Annotated in this window: 19 protein-coding genes; all 19 read right to left on the reverse strand. The window is 46.0% G+C overall.

Annotation, left to right across the window (positions count from 1 at the left end; all coding sequences use genetic code 11):
- Window positions 1–4: 4 nt before the first annotated feature.
- The gene (trpC, locus tag MHH91_RS11915) at window positions 5–757 is read right to left on the reverse strand and encodes an indole-3-glycerol phosphate synthase TrpC (protein ID WP_014472073.1); all 753 of its coding nucleotides are present in this window, start codon (window positions 755–757) and stop codon (window positions 5–7) included.
- Window positions 750–1,766: an anthranilate phosphoribosyltransferase gene (trpD, locus tag MHH91_RS11920; RefSeq protein WP_013352679.1), complete on the reverse strand. Its 1,017-nt coding sequence runs from the start codon at window positions 1,764–1,766 to the stop codon at window positions 750–752. The genes trpC and trpD overlap by 8 nt, the downstream gene beginning before the upstream one ends.
- Complete coding sequence (trpE, locus tag MHH91_RS11925) at window positions 1,738–3,285, reverse strand: anthranilate synthase component I (protein WP_013352680.1); 1,548 nt, start codon at window positions 3,283–3,285, stop codon at window positions 1,738–1,740. The genes trpD and trpE overlap by 29 nt, the downstream gene beginning before the upstream one ends.
- A 223-nt stretch (window positions 3,286–3,508) precedes the next feature.
- Window positions 3,509–3,892, reverse strand: a complete 384-nt coding sequence (gene aroH, locus MHH91_RS11930) for a chorismate mutase (RefSeq protein ID WP_013352681.1) — start codon at window positions 3,890–3,892, stop codon at window positions 3,509–3,511.
- The gene (gene aroB / locus MHH91_RS11935) at window positions 3,889–4,977 is read right to left on the reverse strand and encodes a 3-dehydroquinate synthase (RefSeq protein WP_014472074.1); all 1,089 of its coding nucleotides are present in this window, start codon (window positions 4,975–4,977) and stop codon (window positions 3,889–3,891) included. The genes aroH and aroB overlap by 4 nt, the downstream gene beginning before the upstream one ends.
- Entirely contained in the window at window positions 4,977–6,149 is a 1,173-nt protein-coding gene (aroC, locus tag MHH91_RS11940) for a chorismate synthase (RefSeq protein ID WP_013352683.1), read from the reverse strand. The genes aroB and aroC overlap by 1 nt, the downstream gene beginning before the upstream one ends.
- Window positions 6,150–6,220: 71 nt before the next feature.
- Window positions 6,221–6,991: a protein-glutamate O-methyltransferase gene (locus MHH91_RS11945; RefSeq protein WP_014470048.1), complete on the reverse strand. Its 771-nt coding sequence runs from the start codon at window positions 6,989–6,991 to the stop codon at window positions 6,221–6,223.
- Window positions 6,992–7,180: 189 nt separating this feature from the next.
- Entirely contained in the window at window positions 7,181–7,627 is a 447-nt protein-coding gene (gene ndk / locus MHH91_RS11950; RefSeq protein WP_013352685.1) for a nucleoside-diphosphate kinase, read from the reverse strand.
- A gap of 120 nt (window positions 7,628–7,747) precedes the next feature.
- Window positions 7,748–8,710 (reverse strand): heptaprenyl diphosphate synthase component II, encoded by a 963-nt coding sequence (gene hepT / locus MHH91_RS11955; protein ID WP_013352686.1) that lies wholly within the window; start codon window positions 8,708–8,710, stop codon window positions 7,748–7,750.
- A gap of 28 nt (window positions 8,711–8,738) precedes the next feature.
- On the reverse strand, window positions 8,739–9,440 hold the full coding sequence (gene menG, locus MHH91_RS11960; protein WP_013352687.1) for a demethylmenaquinone methyltransferase: 702 nt from the start codon (window positions 9,438–9,440) through the stop codon (window positions 8,739–8,741).
- A gap of 5 nt (window positions 9,441–9,445) precedes the next feature.
- Entirely contained in the window at window positions 9,446–10,201 is a 756-nt protein-coding gene (hepS, locus tag MHH91_RS11965; RefSeq protein ID WP_014470046.1) for a heptaprenyl diphosphate synthase component 1, read from the reverse strand.
- Between the two features lie 156 nt (window positions 10,202–10,357).
- Window positions 10,358–10,585 (reverse strand): trp RNA-binding attenuation protein MtrB, encoded by a 228-nt coding sequence (gene mtrB / locus MHH91_RS11970; protein WP_003153449.1) that lies wholly within the window; start codon window positions 10,583–10,585, stop codon window positions 10,358–10,360.
- Between the two features lie 20 nt (window positions 10,586–10,605).
- The gene (folE, locus tag MHH91_RS11975) at window positions 10,606–11,178 is read right to left on the reverse strand and encodes a GTP cyclohydrolase I FolE (RefSeq protein WP_003153448.1); all 573 of its coding nucleotides are present in this window, start codon (window positions 11,176–11,178) and stop codon (window positions 10,606–10,608) included.
- Between the two features lie 186 nt (window positions 11,179–11,364).
- On the reverse strand, window positions 11,365–11,643 hold the full coding sequence (hbs, locus tag MHH91_RS11980) for a non-specific DNA-binding protein Hbs (protein ID WP_003153447.1): 279 nt from the start codon (window positions 11,641–11,643) through the stop codon (window positions 11,365–11,367).
- Between the two features lie 375 nt (window positions 11,644–12,018).
- Window positions 12,019–13,497, reverse strand: a complete 1,479-nt coding sequence (spoIVA, locus tag MHH91_RS11985) for a stage IV sporulation protein A (RefSeq protein ID WP_003153438.1) — start codon at window positions 13,495–13,497, stop codon at window positions 12,019–12,021.
- A gap of 185 nt (window positions 13,498–13,682) precedes the next feature.
- Entirely contained in the window at window positions 13,683–14,417 is a 735-nt protein-coding gene (locus tag MHH91_RS11990; protein WP_013352690.1) for a hypothetical protein, read from the reverse strand.
- Window positions 14,418–14,438: 21 nt separating this feature from the next.
- Window positions 14,439–14,642 carry a DUF2768 domain-containing protein gene (locus MHH91_RS11995; RefSeq protein WP_014470045.1) on the reverse strand — a complete coding sequence of 68 codons (204 nt, stop codon included), beginning with the start codon at window positions 14,640–14,642 and terminating at the stop codon, window positions 14,439–14,441.
- A 319-nt stretch (window positions 14,643–14,961) separates the two neighbouring features.
- A complete protein-coding gene (locus tag MHH91_RS12000; RefSeq protein WP_013352692.1) occupies window positions 14,962–15,999 on the reverse strand; it encodes an NAD(P)H-dependent glycerol-3-phosphate dehydrogenase in 1,038 nt (345 codons plus the stop codon).
- 17 nt (window positions 16,000–16,016) lie between these two features.
- A complete protein-coding gene (gene der, locus MHH91_RS12005) occupies window positions 16,017–17,327 on the reverse strand; it encodes a ribosome biogenesis GTPase Der (protein WP_013352693.1) in 1,311 nt (436 codons plus the stop codon).
- Window positions 17,328–17,479: the final 152 nt, after the last annotated feature.

Genomic DNA, 17,479 nt, shown 5'->3' on the forward strand with positions numbered 1-17,479 from the left:
GCCCTCACTCCCCGAACAGCCCGCAGATCGCCTTTTGCTGCGAATCCTCTCTCATTAAAGATTCTCCGATCAATACAGCCCGCGCCCCGTGCTTATTGACGAATTTCAGGTCAGCCAAAGAACCGATGCCGCTTTCGCTGACCAGCAGACAGCCGTCCGGCACAAGATCCGCCATTTTTTCCGTTTGTGAAACAGAAGTACGGAACGTTTTTAAATCCCGGTTGTTTATGCCGAGAATTTCCGGCTGAAACACCTGTAAAATCCGTTCAAGGACGGTTTCATCATGGACTTCCACGAGAACGTCCATATCCTTCTCACGGGCCTCCAGATAAAGCTCATGAAGCTTTGAGGGTTCCAACGCTTCCCCGATCAGCAAAATCGCATCGGCGCCGATCCGGTACGATTCCTCCACCTGCAGGGAATCAATAATAAAATCCTTTCTCAGCACGGGAAGAGAAACGGTTTGTTTCACATCTGTCAAAAATTGATTTCTTCCCTGAAAAAAACGGGTATCCGTCAGAACAGAGATGGCATCCGCTTTGGCAGCTTCATAATCCGCCGCAATCTTTTCGGGAACAAAATGCTCTTTAATCAGTCCTTTAGACGGCGAAGCTTTTTTTACTTCGGCAATCAGTCCGATAAAACGGTTCGGGTTCAGGATCGCTTCTCTAAAGGATCTCCGTTCAATTTGACGGTTTTCCGGCAGCACGATGGATTTGATTTCTTCTTTTTTCTGCTGAATGATTTGATCAAGCATATATTTCTTCCTCTTTCTGTTTCAGACGTTCGAGCTGCTTTTTGGCATCTCCGTTTTGAATGGTTTCTAAAGCTGTTTTTGTTCCTTCTCCCAGATCTTTTGCAAGACCTGCCGTATAAATGGCCGCGCCCGCATTTAAAGCGGTAATATGCAGAGCGGATGACGGGGCTTCATTTGCAAAAATATTCTGAATGAGGAGCGCGCTTTCTTCCGCTGAACTCACCTGAATATCCTTCAGTGAACCTTCTGCAAAACCGAATTGTTCGGGTGACACGGAATATTCCAGACGTTCCCCGTTTTTCAGCTCAATGACATCGGTCGGTGCTGTGATGGACAGTTCATCTAATCCGTCACGCGCCGATACAAGCATGACGTGCCTGACATCAAATTGTTCCAGTGCGCTTGCCATCAGGCGCGCTTTTTCAGATGAATAGACGCCGATCACCTGCCGCTTCGCCTGCAGCGGGTTGCTGAGCGGGCCGAGCAGGTTAAATACGGTTCGGAAGCCAAGCTCTTTTCTCGCGGCAGCGACATGCTTCATTGACGAATGAAACAGCGGCGCAAACAAAAACCCCATTTGCTTCGTTTCAATGCTGCGTTTGACGCTGTCCGGAGTGGCTTGAATGGAAACCCCCAGTTTCTCCAGCACATCCGCGCTGCCGCTTTTAGACGAAACGGAACGATTTCCGTGCTTGGCAACTTTAGCTCCGGCGGCAGAGGCTGTAATTGCCGCTGCCGTTGATATGTTAAACGTAGAAATCCCGTCTCCGCCTGTCCCGCACGTATCAACGACATCCTCGAGGCCATCTGCAGCTTGTGCACGCGCCCGCATCACTTTCACAAATCCGGCAAGCTCCTCCGCCGTTTCACCCCGATGGGCTAATATTGATAAAATACCGCCGATTTCACACTGCGACATATCTCCGTTCATCATCATCTCCATCAGCTTTTCGGCTTCTCCGGTTTTCAGCGTGCGGCCATTAACGCACAATTGCAGAAATTTGTTCATCAGTCTTCTCCTCCCCGTCAGAAAAGATGTCTTCTGCAATTTGAATCGTTTTTAAAAGCGCCCCCGCTTTGCTGCAGCTCTCTTCATATTCAGCTTCCGGGACGGAATCAGCGACTATTCCCGCCCCCGCCTGAACCGACGCCGTACCGTTTTTGACACTCATGGTCCGGATGGTAATACACGAATCAATCGAACCGTCAAATCCGATATAAGCGATACATCCGCCGTAGGTCTCTCTTGAAGTCGGTTCTAATTCATTTAAAAGCTGCATCGCGCGGATTTTCGGAGCGCCCGTGAGTGTTCCTGCCGGGAATGCCGACATCAGCGCGTCAACGGGATGGACGCCCTGTTTTAAACGGCCGGTTACAACGGAGATGATGTGCATCACATGTGAAAAAGAAACGACCTTTGTGAATTCAGGAACGGTTACGGAACCATACTCCGCGACTCTGCCGATGTCATTGCGCGCCAGATCGACGAGCATGTAATGTTCAGCTTTTTCTTTTTCGTCATTCATCAGCTCTTTTTTCAGGCGTTCGTCTTCTTTTTTTCCGGCGCCCCTTCTTCTCGTTCCGGCAATCGGATGAATTTCCAGATGCCTGTCATGCACACGGATCAGCCGCTCTGGCGAACTGCCGACAATGTCTCTGTCCGGCAGTTTGATATAGTACATATAAGGTGAAGGGTTGACGATGCGAAGCACCCTGTACAGCTCAAATGAATTTCTGGATACCGGAATATCAAACTTTTGCGACAGCACCCCTTGAAAAATGTCTCCCGCTTTTATAAATTCTTTCAGTTTATTGACGCCGGCCATAAACCCTTCTTTCGTATAATTAGATGTCACATTGGCAAAGCTCGGCGTGTCAAACGTTGCCTTTGAAAAAAACGGCTCTTTTATATCCTTCGGTTCTGTTAAAATACCGATAAGCTCCCGAAGTTCCGCACAATTTTCTTTAAAAACGGCCCGTTTTTCTTCTTCCGTCTCCCGGCCGTTAAGCGTTGCATATTGAATAAAATGCACTTGTTTCGTTTCATGGTCGTACGCAATGATTTTCCGGCAGACAAACAGCATGCATTTTTCTAGATCTGTTTCTTTCGCATGCCTTCGCACAGAAGGCTCGATCAGAGGAATCATATCATAGCTCAGGTAGCCGACTGCCCCTCCCGAAAATGGAATATCAAGCTCGGGCGTTTTAATGCGGAAGCTTTCATTCATCCAGTCAAGCACCGCTCTTAATTCTCCGGCTTCAAACAGCGTATGCCCTTTCGGATCAGCAGCAGCGAATGTGTTATGACTCTCTTTAATCGTGATAAAAGGATCGAGGCCGATAAAAGAATATCTTGACCAGCTTGACGACTCATCCTTGCTTTCCAGCAGATACGTAATGTTTCTGTCCAGTTTTTCAACCATCTGAATGGGTGTGATCGTGTCGACTGTAAAAGTCTCTGCGATTGGAATGGTGCGGTGTGTCAGACTGTCCTTTAAAAATAAAGAAACATCCGATTGTAAATTCATGATTCTCCTCCTTGCGGTAAGGAGAATGAGATGAAGAGTGAGAGGAGTGTTGCGTATAAGAAATAAACCCAAAAGAAAGGCTTCTTTTGGGCAGAATAAAAACGTGTTTATCTCAGCTCAGCTAAACTCATTCTCTGCTACCCTATTCTAAACTCAACTGTTCAATATCTTGCTTATCAGCTTTATACACACTCTTGTGTATTTCTAAGCTTTGTTTATCGTATTACATGTCAGTATTTTTTGTCAATGATAAATCCGGTCTTAACACAACGGCTTTTTCTAGATAAACATGTTTGATTTCATCCTGAGGCGTATCCGTCTGAACCGTCATCAGGACGCGGACACACTTTTTCAGAGCGCCGGCGACATCCATTTCCTGCATGCACGTCACCGGGACGTACTGCCATCCGGAAAGGCTGCGGACCGCTTTTGCCGGAAATACGGAATGGATATCAGGCGTGGCGGATAACAGGATCTGCACAACGTCTTCCGGTTTGCATCCATTTTGTTCAATGATTTTTTCAAGCAGCTGCTGTGTTTTTTCTAAAATTTCTTGTTCGGTGTCTTGCTCCACCGTTGTTGCTCCGCGAATGCCGCGTATCATCATGCTGTTTCCTCCATTCGCCATTTGTTCAGCAAGTTTTCAAGCTCATCTTTTGAAAGCATACAGTCCTGTGCTTCGCCTAATTCCTTCAATACGATGAACTGAGTCATGCCTCCGCGCGTTTTTTTATCATTCATCATTCTGGCGGAGAGAACCAGCGTTTCAATATCCTGTCTGATGCTTCCCGGGTAGCCGAGTCCTCTCAGCCATTGCGTGAGTTCTTTTCTGTTCATCTTGCATCCCGCAACCTGTTCACTTACGTAAAGAGCAAACTGCATGCCGAGGGCGACTGCATCTCCATGTGTAATCCGGCCGTAGCCGTATTCCGCCTCAACGGCGTGGCCGAGCGTATGGCCGAAATTCAGGAAAGCTCTTATCCCCTCTTCCTTTTCGTCCTCACGCACGACGGCCGATTTTATTGAAATTCCTTTATAAATCATTTCATTCAGCTCAGCGCTTGTCAGTCCGTGTAACGTATCAAACGTGAGCAGCTTTTCTAAAAAAGCGTGATCTGCAATAAACGCATGTTTGATCACTTCAGCCATGCCCGATCTCAGCTCTTGTTCCGGCAGGGTTTTCAGAAGCTCTGTATCATAAATCACCGCTTTTGGCTGATAAAACGCGCCGATTAAGTTCTTTCCGAGTTTGTGATTGACAGCCACCTTGCCGCCGACCGCGCTGTCATGGGCCAGCAGCGTCGTCGGCATTTGGATGAAATCAATTCCGCGCATAAAAGTCGCTGCGCAAAAGCCGGCCAAATCACCCGTCACGCCGCCTCCGAACGCGATCATACATGAGGAACGGTCCATATGGAAAGCGATCGCTTCCGTTTGAATCCGTTCATACTCTTCCAATGACTTCGCTTCTTCTCCGCTTGGAACGATCACTTTTTTCACGTCCCATGTTTCGTTTAAAAGCGTGAACATTTCATCACCGTAAAGCCGGTCGACTTCAGCGTCGATAACGAGCAGAATTTTTGTCAGCGGCCTGTTCAGCGAAGCCAAAAGTGCAGCGGCCTGTTTCCTAATGCCTTCACCGATATACACGGGATATGCGGAGGAAGCTGTCCGAACCTCAAGCTCCTTCATCAGAATTCCCTCGATAATTTTCTCATATTTTCTACATTTTCTTTAATGCGGTCGATCTGGTCGAGGCCGAATTGTTCTACGACGGCATTTGCGATTTCCCAGGCCACTGCTGCTTCTGCCACTACGCTTGCTGCAGGAACGGCGCAGCTGTCTGAACGTTCAATACTCGCTGAAAACGGTTCTTTCGTTTCAATGTCGACGCTTTTAAGCGGCTTGTATAAAGTCGGGATCGGCTTCATAACACCGCGTACGACGATCGGCATTCCTGTCGTCATACCGCCTTCTAATCCTCCGAGCCTGTTTGTCGCGCGTGTATAGCCTTTCTCTTCATCCCACACGATTTCATCATGGACATCACTGCCGTTTTTGCCGGCCGCTTCAAAACCGATGCCAAACTCTACGCCTTTAAACGCGTTAATCGACAGAACGGCAGCGGCGAGCTTGCTGTCAAGTTTACGGTCATAATGGACATAGCTTCCGACACCGACGGGCATGCCTTCGACAATCACTTCAACGATTCCGCCGATTGAGTCGCCGTTTGCCTTCGCTTCATCAATGGCTGCCATCATTTGACGGCCTGCTTCTTCGTCGTAGCATCTGACCGGTGATTCCTCAGTTACCCGCTTGAGATCTTCAATAGATGTGTAATCGGTTTTCTCGGCTTTTACCCCGCCGATTTGCAGAACATGTCCGGCGACTTTAATGCCGAGCTCCGCTAAAATCTTTTTAGCGACGGCTCCGGCAGCCACGCGAACCGTTGTCTCACGCGCGGAAGATCGTTCTAACACATTTCTCATATCGCGGTGATTATACTTAATGGCCCCGTTTAAATCTGCGTGCCCAGGTCTCGGTCTTGAAATCTGGCGTTTCATTTCACTTTCTTCTTCTTCTGTAATCGGTGCTGCGCCCATGATTTTTGTCCAGTGGGTCCAGTCTTTATTTTCCACAACGAGCGCGATGGGTGAACCGAGTGTCCGTGCATGCCGCACGCCGCTCGTGATCTTTGCCCTGTCCGTTTCAATCTGCATGCGGCGTCCGCGGCCGTGCCCTTTTTGACGTCTGGCAAGCTCAAAATTAATGTCTTCCTCAGTTATATAAAGCCCCGCTGGCACACCTTCTATAATCGTCGTCAGCTGCGGACCGTGTGATTCTCCGGCTGTTAAGTATCTCATTTCTTTCTTCTCCCTTCATCGCATTAACGCTTTTAAGTAAAACTATAACACAAGTTTTCATAAAATGTCTTCTATCTTTTTTGATAAAAAAATGTATCGGTGCTTTCAAGGCCGAATTTTTCCGGGCTGAAAATCTGTTCTGTGCTTCCGACAAACAGAATTCCGTTCTTTTTCAGGCTGCCCGCCATTTTCACATACAGCTCTTCTTTCGCTTTTTCAGTAAAATAAATAAAAACGTTGCGGCAGACGATCAGGTCAAAATCCTGTTCATAGCTGTCAGCAAGCAGGTTGTGCCGCTTAAAGCGGATGTTTTTCTGTATCTCTTGCTTTACTTGATAGCTGTTGTCGTCCTGCTTGGTGAAAAAGCGGCTTTTTACGGAAGCCGGCACCTCTTGCAGCGAGCGCTCCTGATAGATGCCCCGCTTGGCTTTGCTGAGCGCCTTTTCATCAATATCTGTCGCCAATATATCAAATCCGGCCAGTCCCGCCTGCTGGTTGAGAATCATCGCCAAGGTATAGGGTTCTTCCCCCGTTGAACAGGCCGCGCTCCATATTTTTAACGGTTTGTTATGGTTTAATAACGGAAGAATGGAAGTTTCAAGAACTTCCCACCGTTTATAATTTCGGTAAAATTCAGAAACATTGATCGTCATTCTGTCCAATGTTTCATTTAATAATAGCTTGTCTTTTTCCAAAGCGGCCGCAAATTCCTGAAAATCCCTGAATCCCTTTTTTTCATAAAGGGACGTCAGCCGCCTTTTCATCTGTGCTTCTTTGTATAAAGATAAATCAACGCCGGTTATTTTTTTCCACTTCGTGATAAAAATTTCGTAAGGCTCCATTGCTTCTCTCCCAATCTCGCTGTCTTTTGTCCTAGTATAGCCTGTTTTCTTTCTAAATTGTACGATTTCAATAAAAAAATCAGCCCGCAGGCTGATTTGTGAGAAATGAAAAGACAGGACAGCAAGGCCTCTGTCTTTCTTAAACGATGTAAACCCTTTCATAATACGAGAAAAAGAAAGGCTGACGGCTTAGTACACCCAGTCGGCCATTAATTTTTGATACGGTACAAGCTCTTCCTGTTTAAAGAAAATCTGAATTTCCCGCTCAGCGCTTTCTAAGGAGTCTGAACCGTGAATGATATTTTTGCCGACAAACATGCCGTAATCACCGCGAATCGTGCCCGGCAGTGCGTCTTTCGGGTTTGTTTTTCCGATCAGCTGTCTTGTGATCTCTACTACATTTTCCCCTTCCCATACCATTGCAAATACGGGTCCTGATGTAATGAATTCCACAAGCTCGCCGAAAAACGGTTTCCCTTTATGTTCAGCATAATGGTTTTCAGCCATCTGTTCTGAAACTTGCATTAGCTTGGCTCCTGCCAATTGTAAGCCCTTACGTTCAAATCTTGATAAAATCTCTCCGATCAGCTGGCGCTGTACGCCGTCCGGTTTTACCATGATAAAAGTTTTTTCCATAAGATTCTCCACCCCATCATTATGTATAGGCTTTCAAGTTGCACACCGAAATCGTAACATCTTTCTGACAATTAATCAATCCAGGGCGGAGAATGTTCACATCTTGTTCGTAAAAGGGGGTTAAAATTTTCGTTTGCCGATATATTTCGCGATTGCGGCCAATGATGAGCGCGCACGGCCTCTCGGCAGTGTATTCAGCTTTTCAAACGCTTTTTTTAAGTACCTGTCACTGACGGCCATTGATTTTTCAATCGCGTCTGTGCGTTTTATATTTTTAATAATGGGGGCAAGCTGCTCCTGTGTTGTTTCACTGTTAATTAATTTCAGCTGATTTCTCAATTCAGGCTGACGCAACGCGTACAAAACGGGCAGAGTGACATTTCCTTGCAGCAGATCTCCTCCGACAGGTTTTCCCAGTTCCTCTTCAGTGGAAGTGAAATCAAGAATGTCATCAATAATTTGATAGGACATGCCAACGTAATAGCCGAACCAATATAATGCTTTATGAATCTTCTCATCAGCTCCCGAAGCGATGGCGCCGAGCTGGCAGCTGACGGCGATGAGAAGAGCCGTTTTCCGTTTGATGCGGCGCAAATAGGTTCTGAGGTTTTGTTCCATATTGTATTTATCTCTGATCTGTTCAATTTCTCCGAGGCAAACTTCTACGATGGTTTTGGACAGGATCCGGTGGGCTTTCGGCTCATCGAGTCTCGTCATCATCTCAAGCGAGCCCGCAAGCATATAATCACCGGTATACATGGCAATGCGGTTGTCCCATTTGGCTTTAATGGTCGGCTTTCCTCTCCGCAGCTCGGCGTCATCGATGACGTCGTCATGCACGAGGGATGCCATATGAATCATTTCCAGCGTCACCGCTACATATTTTATTTTATTAATGTCATAGTCACCGAACATGCCGGAAAGCAATACGAAAACAGGGCGGATGCGCTTGCCTCCCGCCTGAAGCAGATGGAGCCCCGCTTCGCTCAGCAAGGGATAGTCAGACCGCACCGTCTGCTCAAGCTCCCTTTCGATCACATCAATATCGTCATTTAAAAAAGAATAGGCCATTTTAAATTTCATATCATTCACCCAAACATCTGTATATTCATCATTTCCAACCGATATGCGTAGCGGCCACTCCGCCGGTAAACGAATGGTATTTGACATTCGTCAGGCCCGCTTCTTCAAACAGACGCGCAAGCTCTTTCATACCGGGAAATTCTCTTGCTGATTCTTGCAGCCAGGAATATTCTTTATAGCTCTTTGCAAACATTTTTCCGAAGAAAGGCATGATGTATTTAAAATAGAGGAAATATGCCTGTCTGAAACCGAACATTTCCGGCTGGGATGTTTCCAGGCATACGACCTGCCCGCCCGGTTTGACGACCCGCCGCATTTCTTTCAGCACGGTCAGGTAGTCGGGAACGTTCCGCAGTCCGAAGCCGATGGTGACAAAATCAAAAGAATTATCATCGAAAGGAAGTTCCATCGCATTCCCGTGTAAAAGCTCAATTTGGCTGTAACCGCCCTCTTTTACTTTTTTCTCGCCGATGCTCAGCATATTTTTGCTGAAATCCAGTCCTTTGATTTCGCCGCTTTTACCGGCCGCTTCTGCGAGGGCAATCGTCCAGTCAGCCGTTCCGCAGCAGACGTCAAGCGCTTTTGCGCCTTCTTTCACATTCATGATCTGCATCGTTTTGTCGCGCCATTTTTTATGCTGCTGAAAACTGATGACAGAGTTCATTTGGTCATAATTTTTGTAGATTTTTTCAAATACGCCGTGTACGCGCTGTTCTTTTGACTCCTGCATGTTGATTACCCTTCTTCCACTTTCTGATGATATGTTTTGTCTTGGCTGATCGCTTGAAGCCGGTTCAGCATTAGATTTTGGATTGGTGAATTGAGCGGCAGCAGCGTTTCAATGCTTTGCTTCGCCTTCCGGAAGCTTTCTTCCAGTATGTCAGCCTTTGATTTTCCTGACTTTACAATATTGCCGATGACATCGAGAAATATAGCATTGCCGTTCATCAGCCGCTTATATACAAAAAAATCACTCGCCAGCTCTTTCCAGCGCGGAAGATTGAAGTGGTCTGACACTCTGTGAAACAGGGCCGCTTCCACAATCGCCATGCTTTCAATCAATTGATTCAAGTCATTGACAGACCGATCGTACAGACGGATTTTATGTTCATTGATTTCTTTAATTGCCGTAGCGAGCGTCCGAATCATATAGATATCCTTCATTTCAGATAAAAGCGAATAGTACAGTCCGCTGAAATAGTCGCCGGCAAGCACGGTGAGCTGCCGGTTTTTATTTTCGTCTCGCTTTAACGCTCTGGCTGTTGTCACTTCATCGTGGGTATCAAGGGCGCTTTGGACAAGCATCGCAGTTACTATGTAATTTTCTCTGTCGTTGTTCTTAATGTCAGCTTCTTCAAACAAAGCGTGAAAAAGAAGCAGCTTATCCTCATCGATTTTCGGCGCAGAAATATGTTTCGCTAAATAAGGATGAGACAGCTTTTGTTTTAATTTCGTATTTAAATTCGCTAAAGTTCCGTAGATGTCTTGCAAAAATATCACCCTTGTCCCCAAATTCACATTTATTCTAATATGTATGAGATTTATTCGTCATTATTATACGCAGGTATCATTATAGCATAAAAAAAAGAAATTGGCTGTATTCTCCCGCCGTTTGCGGGCAATCAGCAAAAGCGGGAAACAGCCGGCTTATTTTTTTTCGCTGTTCATTTCTCCGTAAGCGGTCTGGATGAGGGCGTTGCCTCTCACTTTGATGGCGGATGTATGCTCTGTAAACTGAGCGATAATCACTTCACCCTTGTCCAGTTTTTCGGAATGGTGGAATTTCGTATCCGTTCCTCTCGTTAAACCGATGACGTTCACACCGTCCTCGACCGCTTTAATGACGACAAAATCACTTGAATGCTTTGAATTCATATCTGCACCCTCTATCATTATTAATCCGCACGTTTAATATGTTCTAACACTTCAGAACGCGCCGCTGCGTCATCTTTAAAAATACCTCTTACGGCGGAAGTTACTGTTTTTGCCCCCGGCTTTCTAACGCCTCTCATCGTCATGCACATATGCTCAGCTTCGACGACAACCATGACGCCGTGGGGATCTAAGGTTTCTACGATGCTTTCTGCAATCGTTGACGTAATGCGCTCCTGCAGCTGCGGGCGTTTTGAGACGGCTTCCACCGCACGCGCCAGTTTACTCAGGCCCGTCACTTTACCGCCGCGCGGAATGTAGGCAATATGCGCTTTTCCGTAAAAAGGAACAAGATGATGTTCACACATAGAATGAAACGCGATATCTTTTACAAGAACAAGCTCCTCATGATCCTCGCCGAAAACGGTTTTAAAATGCTCTTTCGGGTCTTCGTTTAATCCCGAGAATACTTCAGCGTACATTTTTGCTACGCGTTTCGGCGTATCTAAAAGCCCTTCCCGGTCCGGGTCTTCTCCAATCGCCTCTAAAATCTGGCGAACTGCCTGTTCAATCTGTTCTTTATTAACTTCTTTCATTGTCTGTGTCCTCCACCATTGAATACATTTAATTTCGATTCTAGCACATTTGCCGCGCCAAAAGCAAAACGAAAGTCCTGCCCGGAGACCGAGGCTGCTTAAATATGAAAAGCCCCTTTATCAAGGGGCTTTTCTGTGAAGAAACAAAGTGTATGTATCAGATGCATACACGATCTATATTCACAATTATTTTCCTGCAACAGCGTCTTTAAGAGCTTTACCTGGTTTGAAAGCAGGTACTTTGCTTGCAGGGATTTCGATTTCTTCACCTGTTTGCGGGTTACGTCCTTTACGTGCAGAACGCTCGCGCACCTCAAAGTTACCGAAACCGATCAGTTGGATTTTATCACCATTTTTAAGTGCATCTAAAATCGTATCAAAAACAGAATCAACTGCTTTTGTAGCGTCTTTTTTAGACAATTCGCTTGCTTCTGCAACCGCATTGATTAGTTCTGTCTTGTTCATGCCTTTCACCTCCTCCCAAAAGGGTATCAATTCAGCAGTTTATTATCATTTCTTCACAGTTCAGTCTGATTCTAAACCTGTATGATAAAAAATCAATCCAGGGAAGAACAGACAAGTAAACGGCTTTTCATAAGAAAACAGACACTTCGAGGAATGTTTGTCCAACAAAGTGAAGATTTTCTGTAAGTAGAGTAACACATATAAAAAGCCATATCAAGCATTTTAAAGCCCCAATCCCTTGCTCGTCAAGGTTTTCACGTGTTTTCCCGAACAAATATTCCTTTTTTTGCTTTTTTCCTCCTAATCCTTGATTGATTTCCAGTATCTAAATAGACATAAAAAAAGACCCCCCGTATCAGGAAGAGGTCCTTCAGCTTACAAAATAATTGCGATCAGGCCGCCTGAGCCTTCGTTTATAATTCTCTCCAGCGTTTCTTTCAGTTTATATCTCGCATTTTCAGGCATGAGCGACAGTTTTGCCGAGATTCCTTCTCTCACAATCGAGCTCAATGATCTTCCGAAAATATCAGAGTTCCAGATAGAAAGCGGATCATCCTCAAAGTCCTGCATTAAGTAGCGGACAAGCTCTTCACTTTGTTTTTCCGTCCCGATGATCGGAGCGAATTCACTTTCCACATCCACTTTGATCATGTGAATGGACGGGGCGACCGCTTTCAGCCTTACCCCGAACCTTGATCCCTGTCTGATGATTTCCGGTTCATCAAGGCTCATATCCGTTAAGGCCGGAGCGGCGATGCCATAGCCGGTCTGTTTCACCATTTTCAGCGCGTCTGATACCTGATCATATTCCTTTTTCGCGTGGGCGAAGTCCTGCATTAATTCAAGCAGATGGTCTTTTCCGCGGATCTCGACGCCGACCACTTCTTTTAAAATCTGGTCATATAAATGATCCGGCGCGTATAAATCAATTTCCGCGACACCCTGGCCAAGTTCAATTCCGGCCAAGCCTGCGCTTTCAATAAACTCAAATTCACTGAAGTGGCCGACAACCCGGTCGACGTCACGCAGGCGTTTGATATCTTTTACGGTTTCTTTCACTGATTCCTGGTAACTCTCTCTGAGCCAGTGATTTTCTTTCAGCACCATGACCCAGCTCGGAAGGTTGACATTCACTTCCAGCACAGGGAACTCGTAAAGCGCTTCTCTGAGGACGCTTAACACATCTGTTTCCCGCATGCTTTCAACACTCATGGCGAGGACAGGAATATCATATTTCGCGCTTAATTCAGCCCTGAGCGCTTCTGTTTCCGGGTGATACGGCTTCACCGAGTTGATGACCATAATAAACGGTTTGCCGACTTCCTTCAGCTCGTCAATGACTCTTTCTTCCGCTTCTACGTAATCGCCCCGCGCAATATCGCCGATTGAACCGTCTGTCGTAATGACGACCCCGATTGTGGAATGTTCCTGGATGACTTTTCTCGTACCGATTTCCGCTGCTTCATGAAAGGGAATCGGTTCTTCGTACCATGGTGTATTGATCATTCTCGGACCGTTTTCATCTTCATATCCCTTCGCCCCGGGAACAGTGTATCCCACACAATCCACAAGGCGGATATTGACATCAAGTCCTTCCGCCACATGTACGGACATGGCTTGATTCGGCACAAATTTTGGTTCTGTGGTCATAATCGTTTTTCCTGCTGCGCTTTGCGGAAGCTCATCCTGCGCCCGCGCTCGGTCGGCTTCATTGCTGATATTCGGGAGCACCACGAGCTCCATAAATTTTTTAATGAATGTAGATTTCCCTGTACGGACAGCGCCGACGACTCCTAAGTATATATCGCCTCCTGTTCGTTCAGCGATATCCTTGAAAATATCGACCTTTTCCAAGTGATCCCCTCCCGGACTTCCTATCCTTATCATTTTTCATTCACCATTCTTCAATCAAATACAGGACACTATATGTGTATGACGTTGTCCCATTTCAATATGACATCTTTAGAAAATTTTCAGGCAATCTTTTCTATCGGAATCAAAAAAACCTTTCTCCCTATTTGTATGCGCGGGAGAAAGGTTCATTCCTGTTTCGTTTTACTTTCTAAAAAAACGGGTTCCTGTTTTTCATTTACGGTGTATTTGACTGAAAAGGCCGGGACGAAAGGAGTCTCTTCCCATAAAATATCCTGAATTTCCGCGCCCGGTTTGATTTTCTTTTTGTTTTCTTTCAGACAGCGGGCGAGATCGACGCGATAGTCGGCATAGATTTCTCCATCAGCTCCGATTAAAAGCGGCAGAGACGCGCCTGAAACCGGACTTTCGACAGAAGGAGAGTCTTTCATGCCGAGCTTTTTTTTATTTAAAGTGAACAGCCCTTTTGAAACGGCGTCCTCATAGGGTGGATATGTATGCTTTTCCTGATACATTTTGACACGCAGCTTTATGTCGCGGATTGCCTCCGCCATTTGGAGATCGATCAGCTTCACAGTCGGCTTATTTTCCACATCGACAAGCACGTATTGGTACATTCCTCCGCTTTCAAAAGCAGAGGACGGCGGCTCCTCTATATATCTGGGCGCGAGCCGCTTAAAATCTATCGGATATTTTTGATAGATCGGTGTTTTCATATCTTTTGTCTGAATCGGCAGAAGTCCGCCGTTCGCCTTTTTAAATTCATCCACCGCCGCTTGAACCTGCTGAAGCTGATGCTTGTAAGATACTTTATTTTCAGTTTTTTCCGCTTCAGGATACAGACAGCCGGACAGCAGAAGCACCGCAATTGCCGTTATGACGGCCATTTTTAACTTATGCATTCCGCGCCCCCTTTTTTTGCTTTATTCATTGACAGGTCCGCTGAAAACGACCATTAACACGATCAATCCCGAGATGACCATACAGGCATAAGCGAGTGAAGAAACTGCTGCTTTTATCAGCCTGTTTTTAACTTTGTACCTGCTGACATAAATAGAGGCCACCGCCACAAACATTAATCCCATAGCACCAAGCGCAAACCACATTTTCATCAATGCCACACTCACGTCCGTGCCCCCCGTCCAATCATTGTAAGCGTTATATTTCATTTTAATATACAAATGTTGAAAAGATCAACAGGTTTTCCATCTATTGAAAAAAACAAAAAAACTGAAGCAAAGAGGGGGACTTTGCTTCAGTCAAGTTGACTATATTCACCTATACGCCTGAGATACACTCTCTTGGACTTCGATGCTATAGTATGCGTAGATGCGTACGTCTGCATCCTCTTCTGCCTAAATCAGCAAATGTTTTGAGCGATTTCAGCCGGAGAGTTCCGCGTTTTGGACTTTCGTCACTTCAGAATATGCTGACGGCATGTTATTGTCACTTTACCCGGTTTTCGAATGTGTTGACCAAGTCTTCCATCTCATGGGTTTTCACTCTGGCCATTAAGGATTCTACGGCCGTTTCTACCTTCTGCCCGTTAAATAACACTTGGTGAAGCGCCTCTGTAATCGGCATTTTCACTTGATATTTTTGAGACAGCTGATATGCCGCTTTCGTCGTCCGCACACCTTCAACAACCATTCCCATCTGGTCAAGGACTTCTTCAAGCTTATACCCTTTTCCAAGCAGGTTGCCGGCGCGCCAGTTCCGTGAATGAACGCTTGTACACGTCACAATTAAATCGCCTACGCCTGTCAGGCCGGAAAAAGTAAGAGGATTTCCGCCCATCTTTGTTCCGAGTCTGGCGATTTCAGCAAGACCGCGGGTGATTAAGGCCGCTTTTGCATTATCTCCGTATCCCAATCCGTCTGTAATTCCCGCTGCCAGAGCGATGATGTTCTTTAGCGCTCCCCCTATCTCAACACCGATCATATCCGGATTGGTATACACGCGGAAATGCTGGTTCATAAATAAATCCTGAACCGCTTCTGCAGCCTCGATATTTTTTGAAGATGATGTAACGGTCGTCGGGTGTCTTAATCCGACTTCCTCAGCGTGGCTCGGTCCTGAAAGCACGACGATGTCTTTTCTGTACTCCTCAGGCAGCTCCTCCTCCATTAATTCTGAAATGCGGAGAAGCGAATCCGGCTCAATCCCTTTGCTGACATGAACAAAAATTGATTTCTTCGGGATGTAAGGCAGAGCCTTTTTCAGCACTTCCCGAATGGCTTTTGTCGGAACCGCCACAATGATGAAGTCAGCTCCATTTAAAGCCTCGCTTACATCAGCTGTTCCGATGATAGAACTTGATAGCTCCACCCCGGGCAGATAATCTTTGTTTTCATGCAGTTCGTTGATTTGATCGATCAATTCGGCACGATGTCCCCACATCATGACTTGATGTCCGTTATCAGCCAGCACTAAAGAAAGTGCAGTGCCCCAGCTTCCCGCTCCAAGCATTGCCACTTTTTTCATCTCTGTATCACACCTTTTTATTTTCTTGCTCTTGCAAATATTTTAATTGGCGTACCTTCAAATCCGAAAGCATCCCGGATTCGGTTTTCTAAAAAGCGTTCATAAGAAAAATGCATCAGTTCCGGATCATTGACAAAAACAACGAAGCTCGGTGGCTTAACAGCGACTTGAGTCGCATAATAAATCTTCAGGCGTGAGCCGTTGTGCGTCGGAGTCGGATTCATGGCGACCGCATCCATGATGACGTCATTTAAGACATTTGTCTGTACGCGGAGAGAGTGGTTTTCACTCGCTTTAATAATCGCAGGCATGAGTGTATGAATCCGCTTTGTCGTCAGTGCCGACATAAACAGCACCGGCGCATAATCGAGAAATTGGAAATGCTCGCGTATATTCTGTTCAAATTCTTTCATCGTGCTTTCGTCTTTATCAACGGCATCCCATTTGTTTACGATAATGACGACGGCTTTTCCGGCTTCATGGGCGTATCCGGCGATCCGCTTGTCCTGTTCGAGGATGCCTTCTTCTGCATTCAGCACAACGCCGACGACGTCTGAGCGGTCAATGGCTTTTAACGCCCGAAGCACGCTGTATTTTTCTGTTGTTTCATATACTTTTCCCTTTTTTCTCATTCCCGCCGTGTCGACGATCACGAATTCCTGCTGGTTATAGGTGAATGCCGTATCCACAGCGTCTCTTGTCGTACCCGCCACGTTGCTCACGATAACCCGCTCTTCTCCGAGCATCGCATTGACAAGGGAGGATTTCCCGACATTCGGGCGGCCGATCAGACAGAATTGAACGACATCATCATTATACTTTGTTTCCGGAATGTTTTTAAAATGCTCGGCACATGCATCGAGCAAATCTCCTAATCCCAAACCGTGAGTACCCGAAATAGGGTACGGCTCTCCAAAGCCGAGCGCATAAAAATCATAGATGTTCGCTCTCATTTCGGTATTATCTAATTTATTAACGGCTAATACGACCGGTTTTTTCGTCCGGTACAGTATTTTTGCCACTTCTTCATCCGCAGACGTCACACCTTCACGGCCGTTCACCATAAAGATGATCACATCAGCCTCGTCCATGGCAATTTCAGCCTGCTGGCGGATCTGTGTCAGAAACGGTTCGTCTCCGATATCAATTCCGCCCGTGTCAATCAGGTTAAAATCATAATTCAGCCATTCCGCCGAACTGTATATCCGGTCCCGCGTCACTCCGGGGGTATCTTCTACTATTGAAATTCTTTCACCCGCAATCCGGTTAAAGATTGTGGATTTTCCCACATTCGGTCTTCCGACAATGGCTACGACAGGTTTACCCATAGTACCCTTCCTTTCAATCCAGCCGCTTACATTTTCACAAAAATTGTTCAACCGGTTATTAAAAATCATCTTCGCTATGAAAAGAACCCTTCAAACAGAAGGGCTTAACTCATTTATTATATCAGTTTTCACTGAGATCACAATGTATTCTT

This window comes from Bacillus sp. FSL K6-2819 (assembly GCF_038008305.1).
Classification (GTDB): domain Bacteria; phylum Bacillota; class Bacilli; order Bacillales; family Bacillaceae; genus Bacillus; species Bacillus amyloliquefaciens.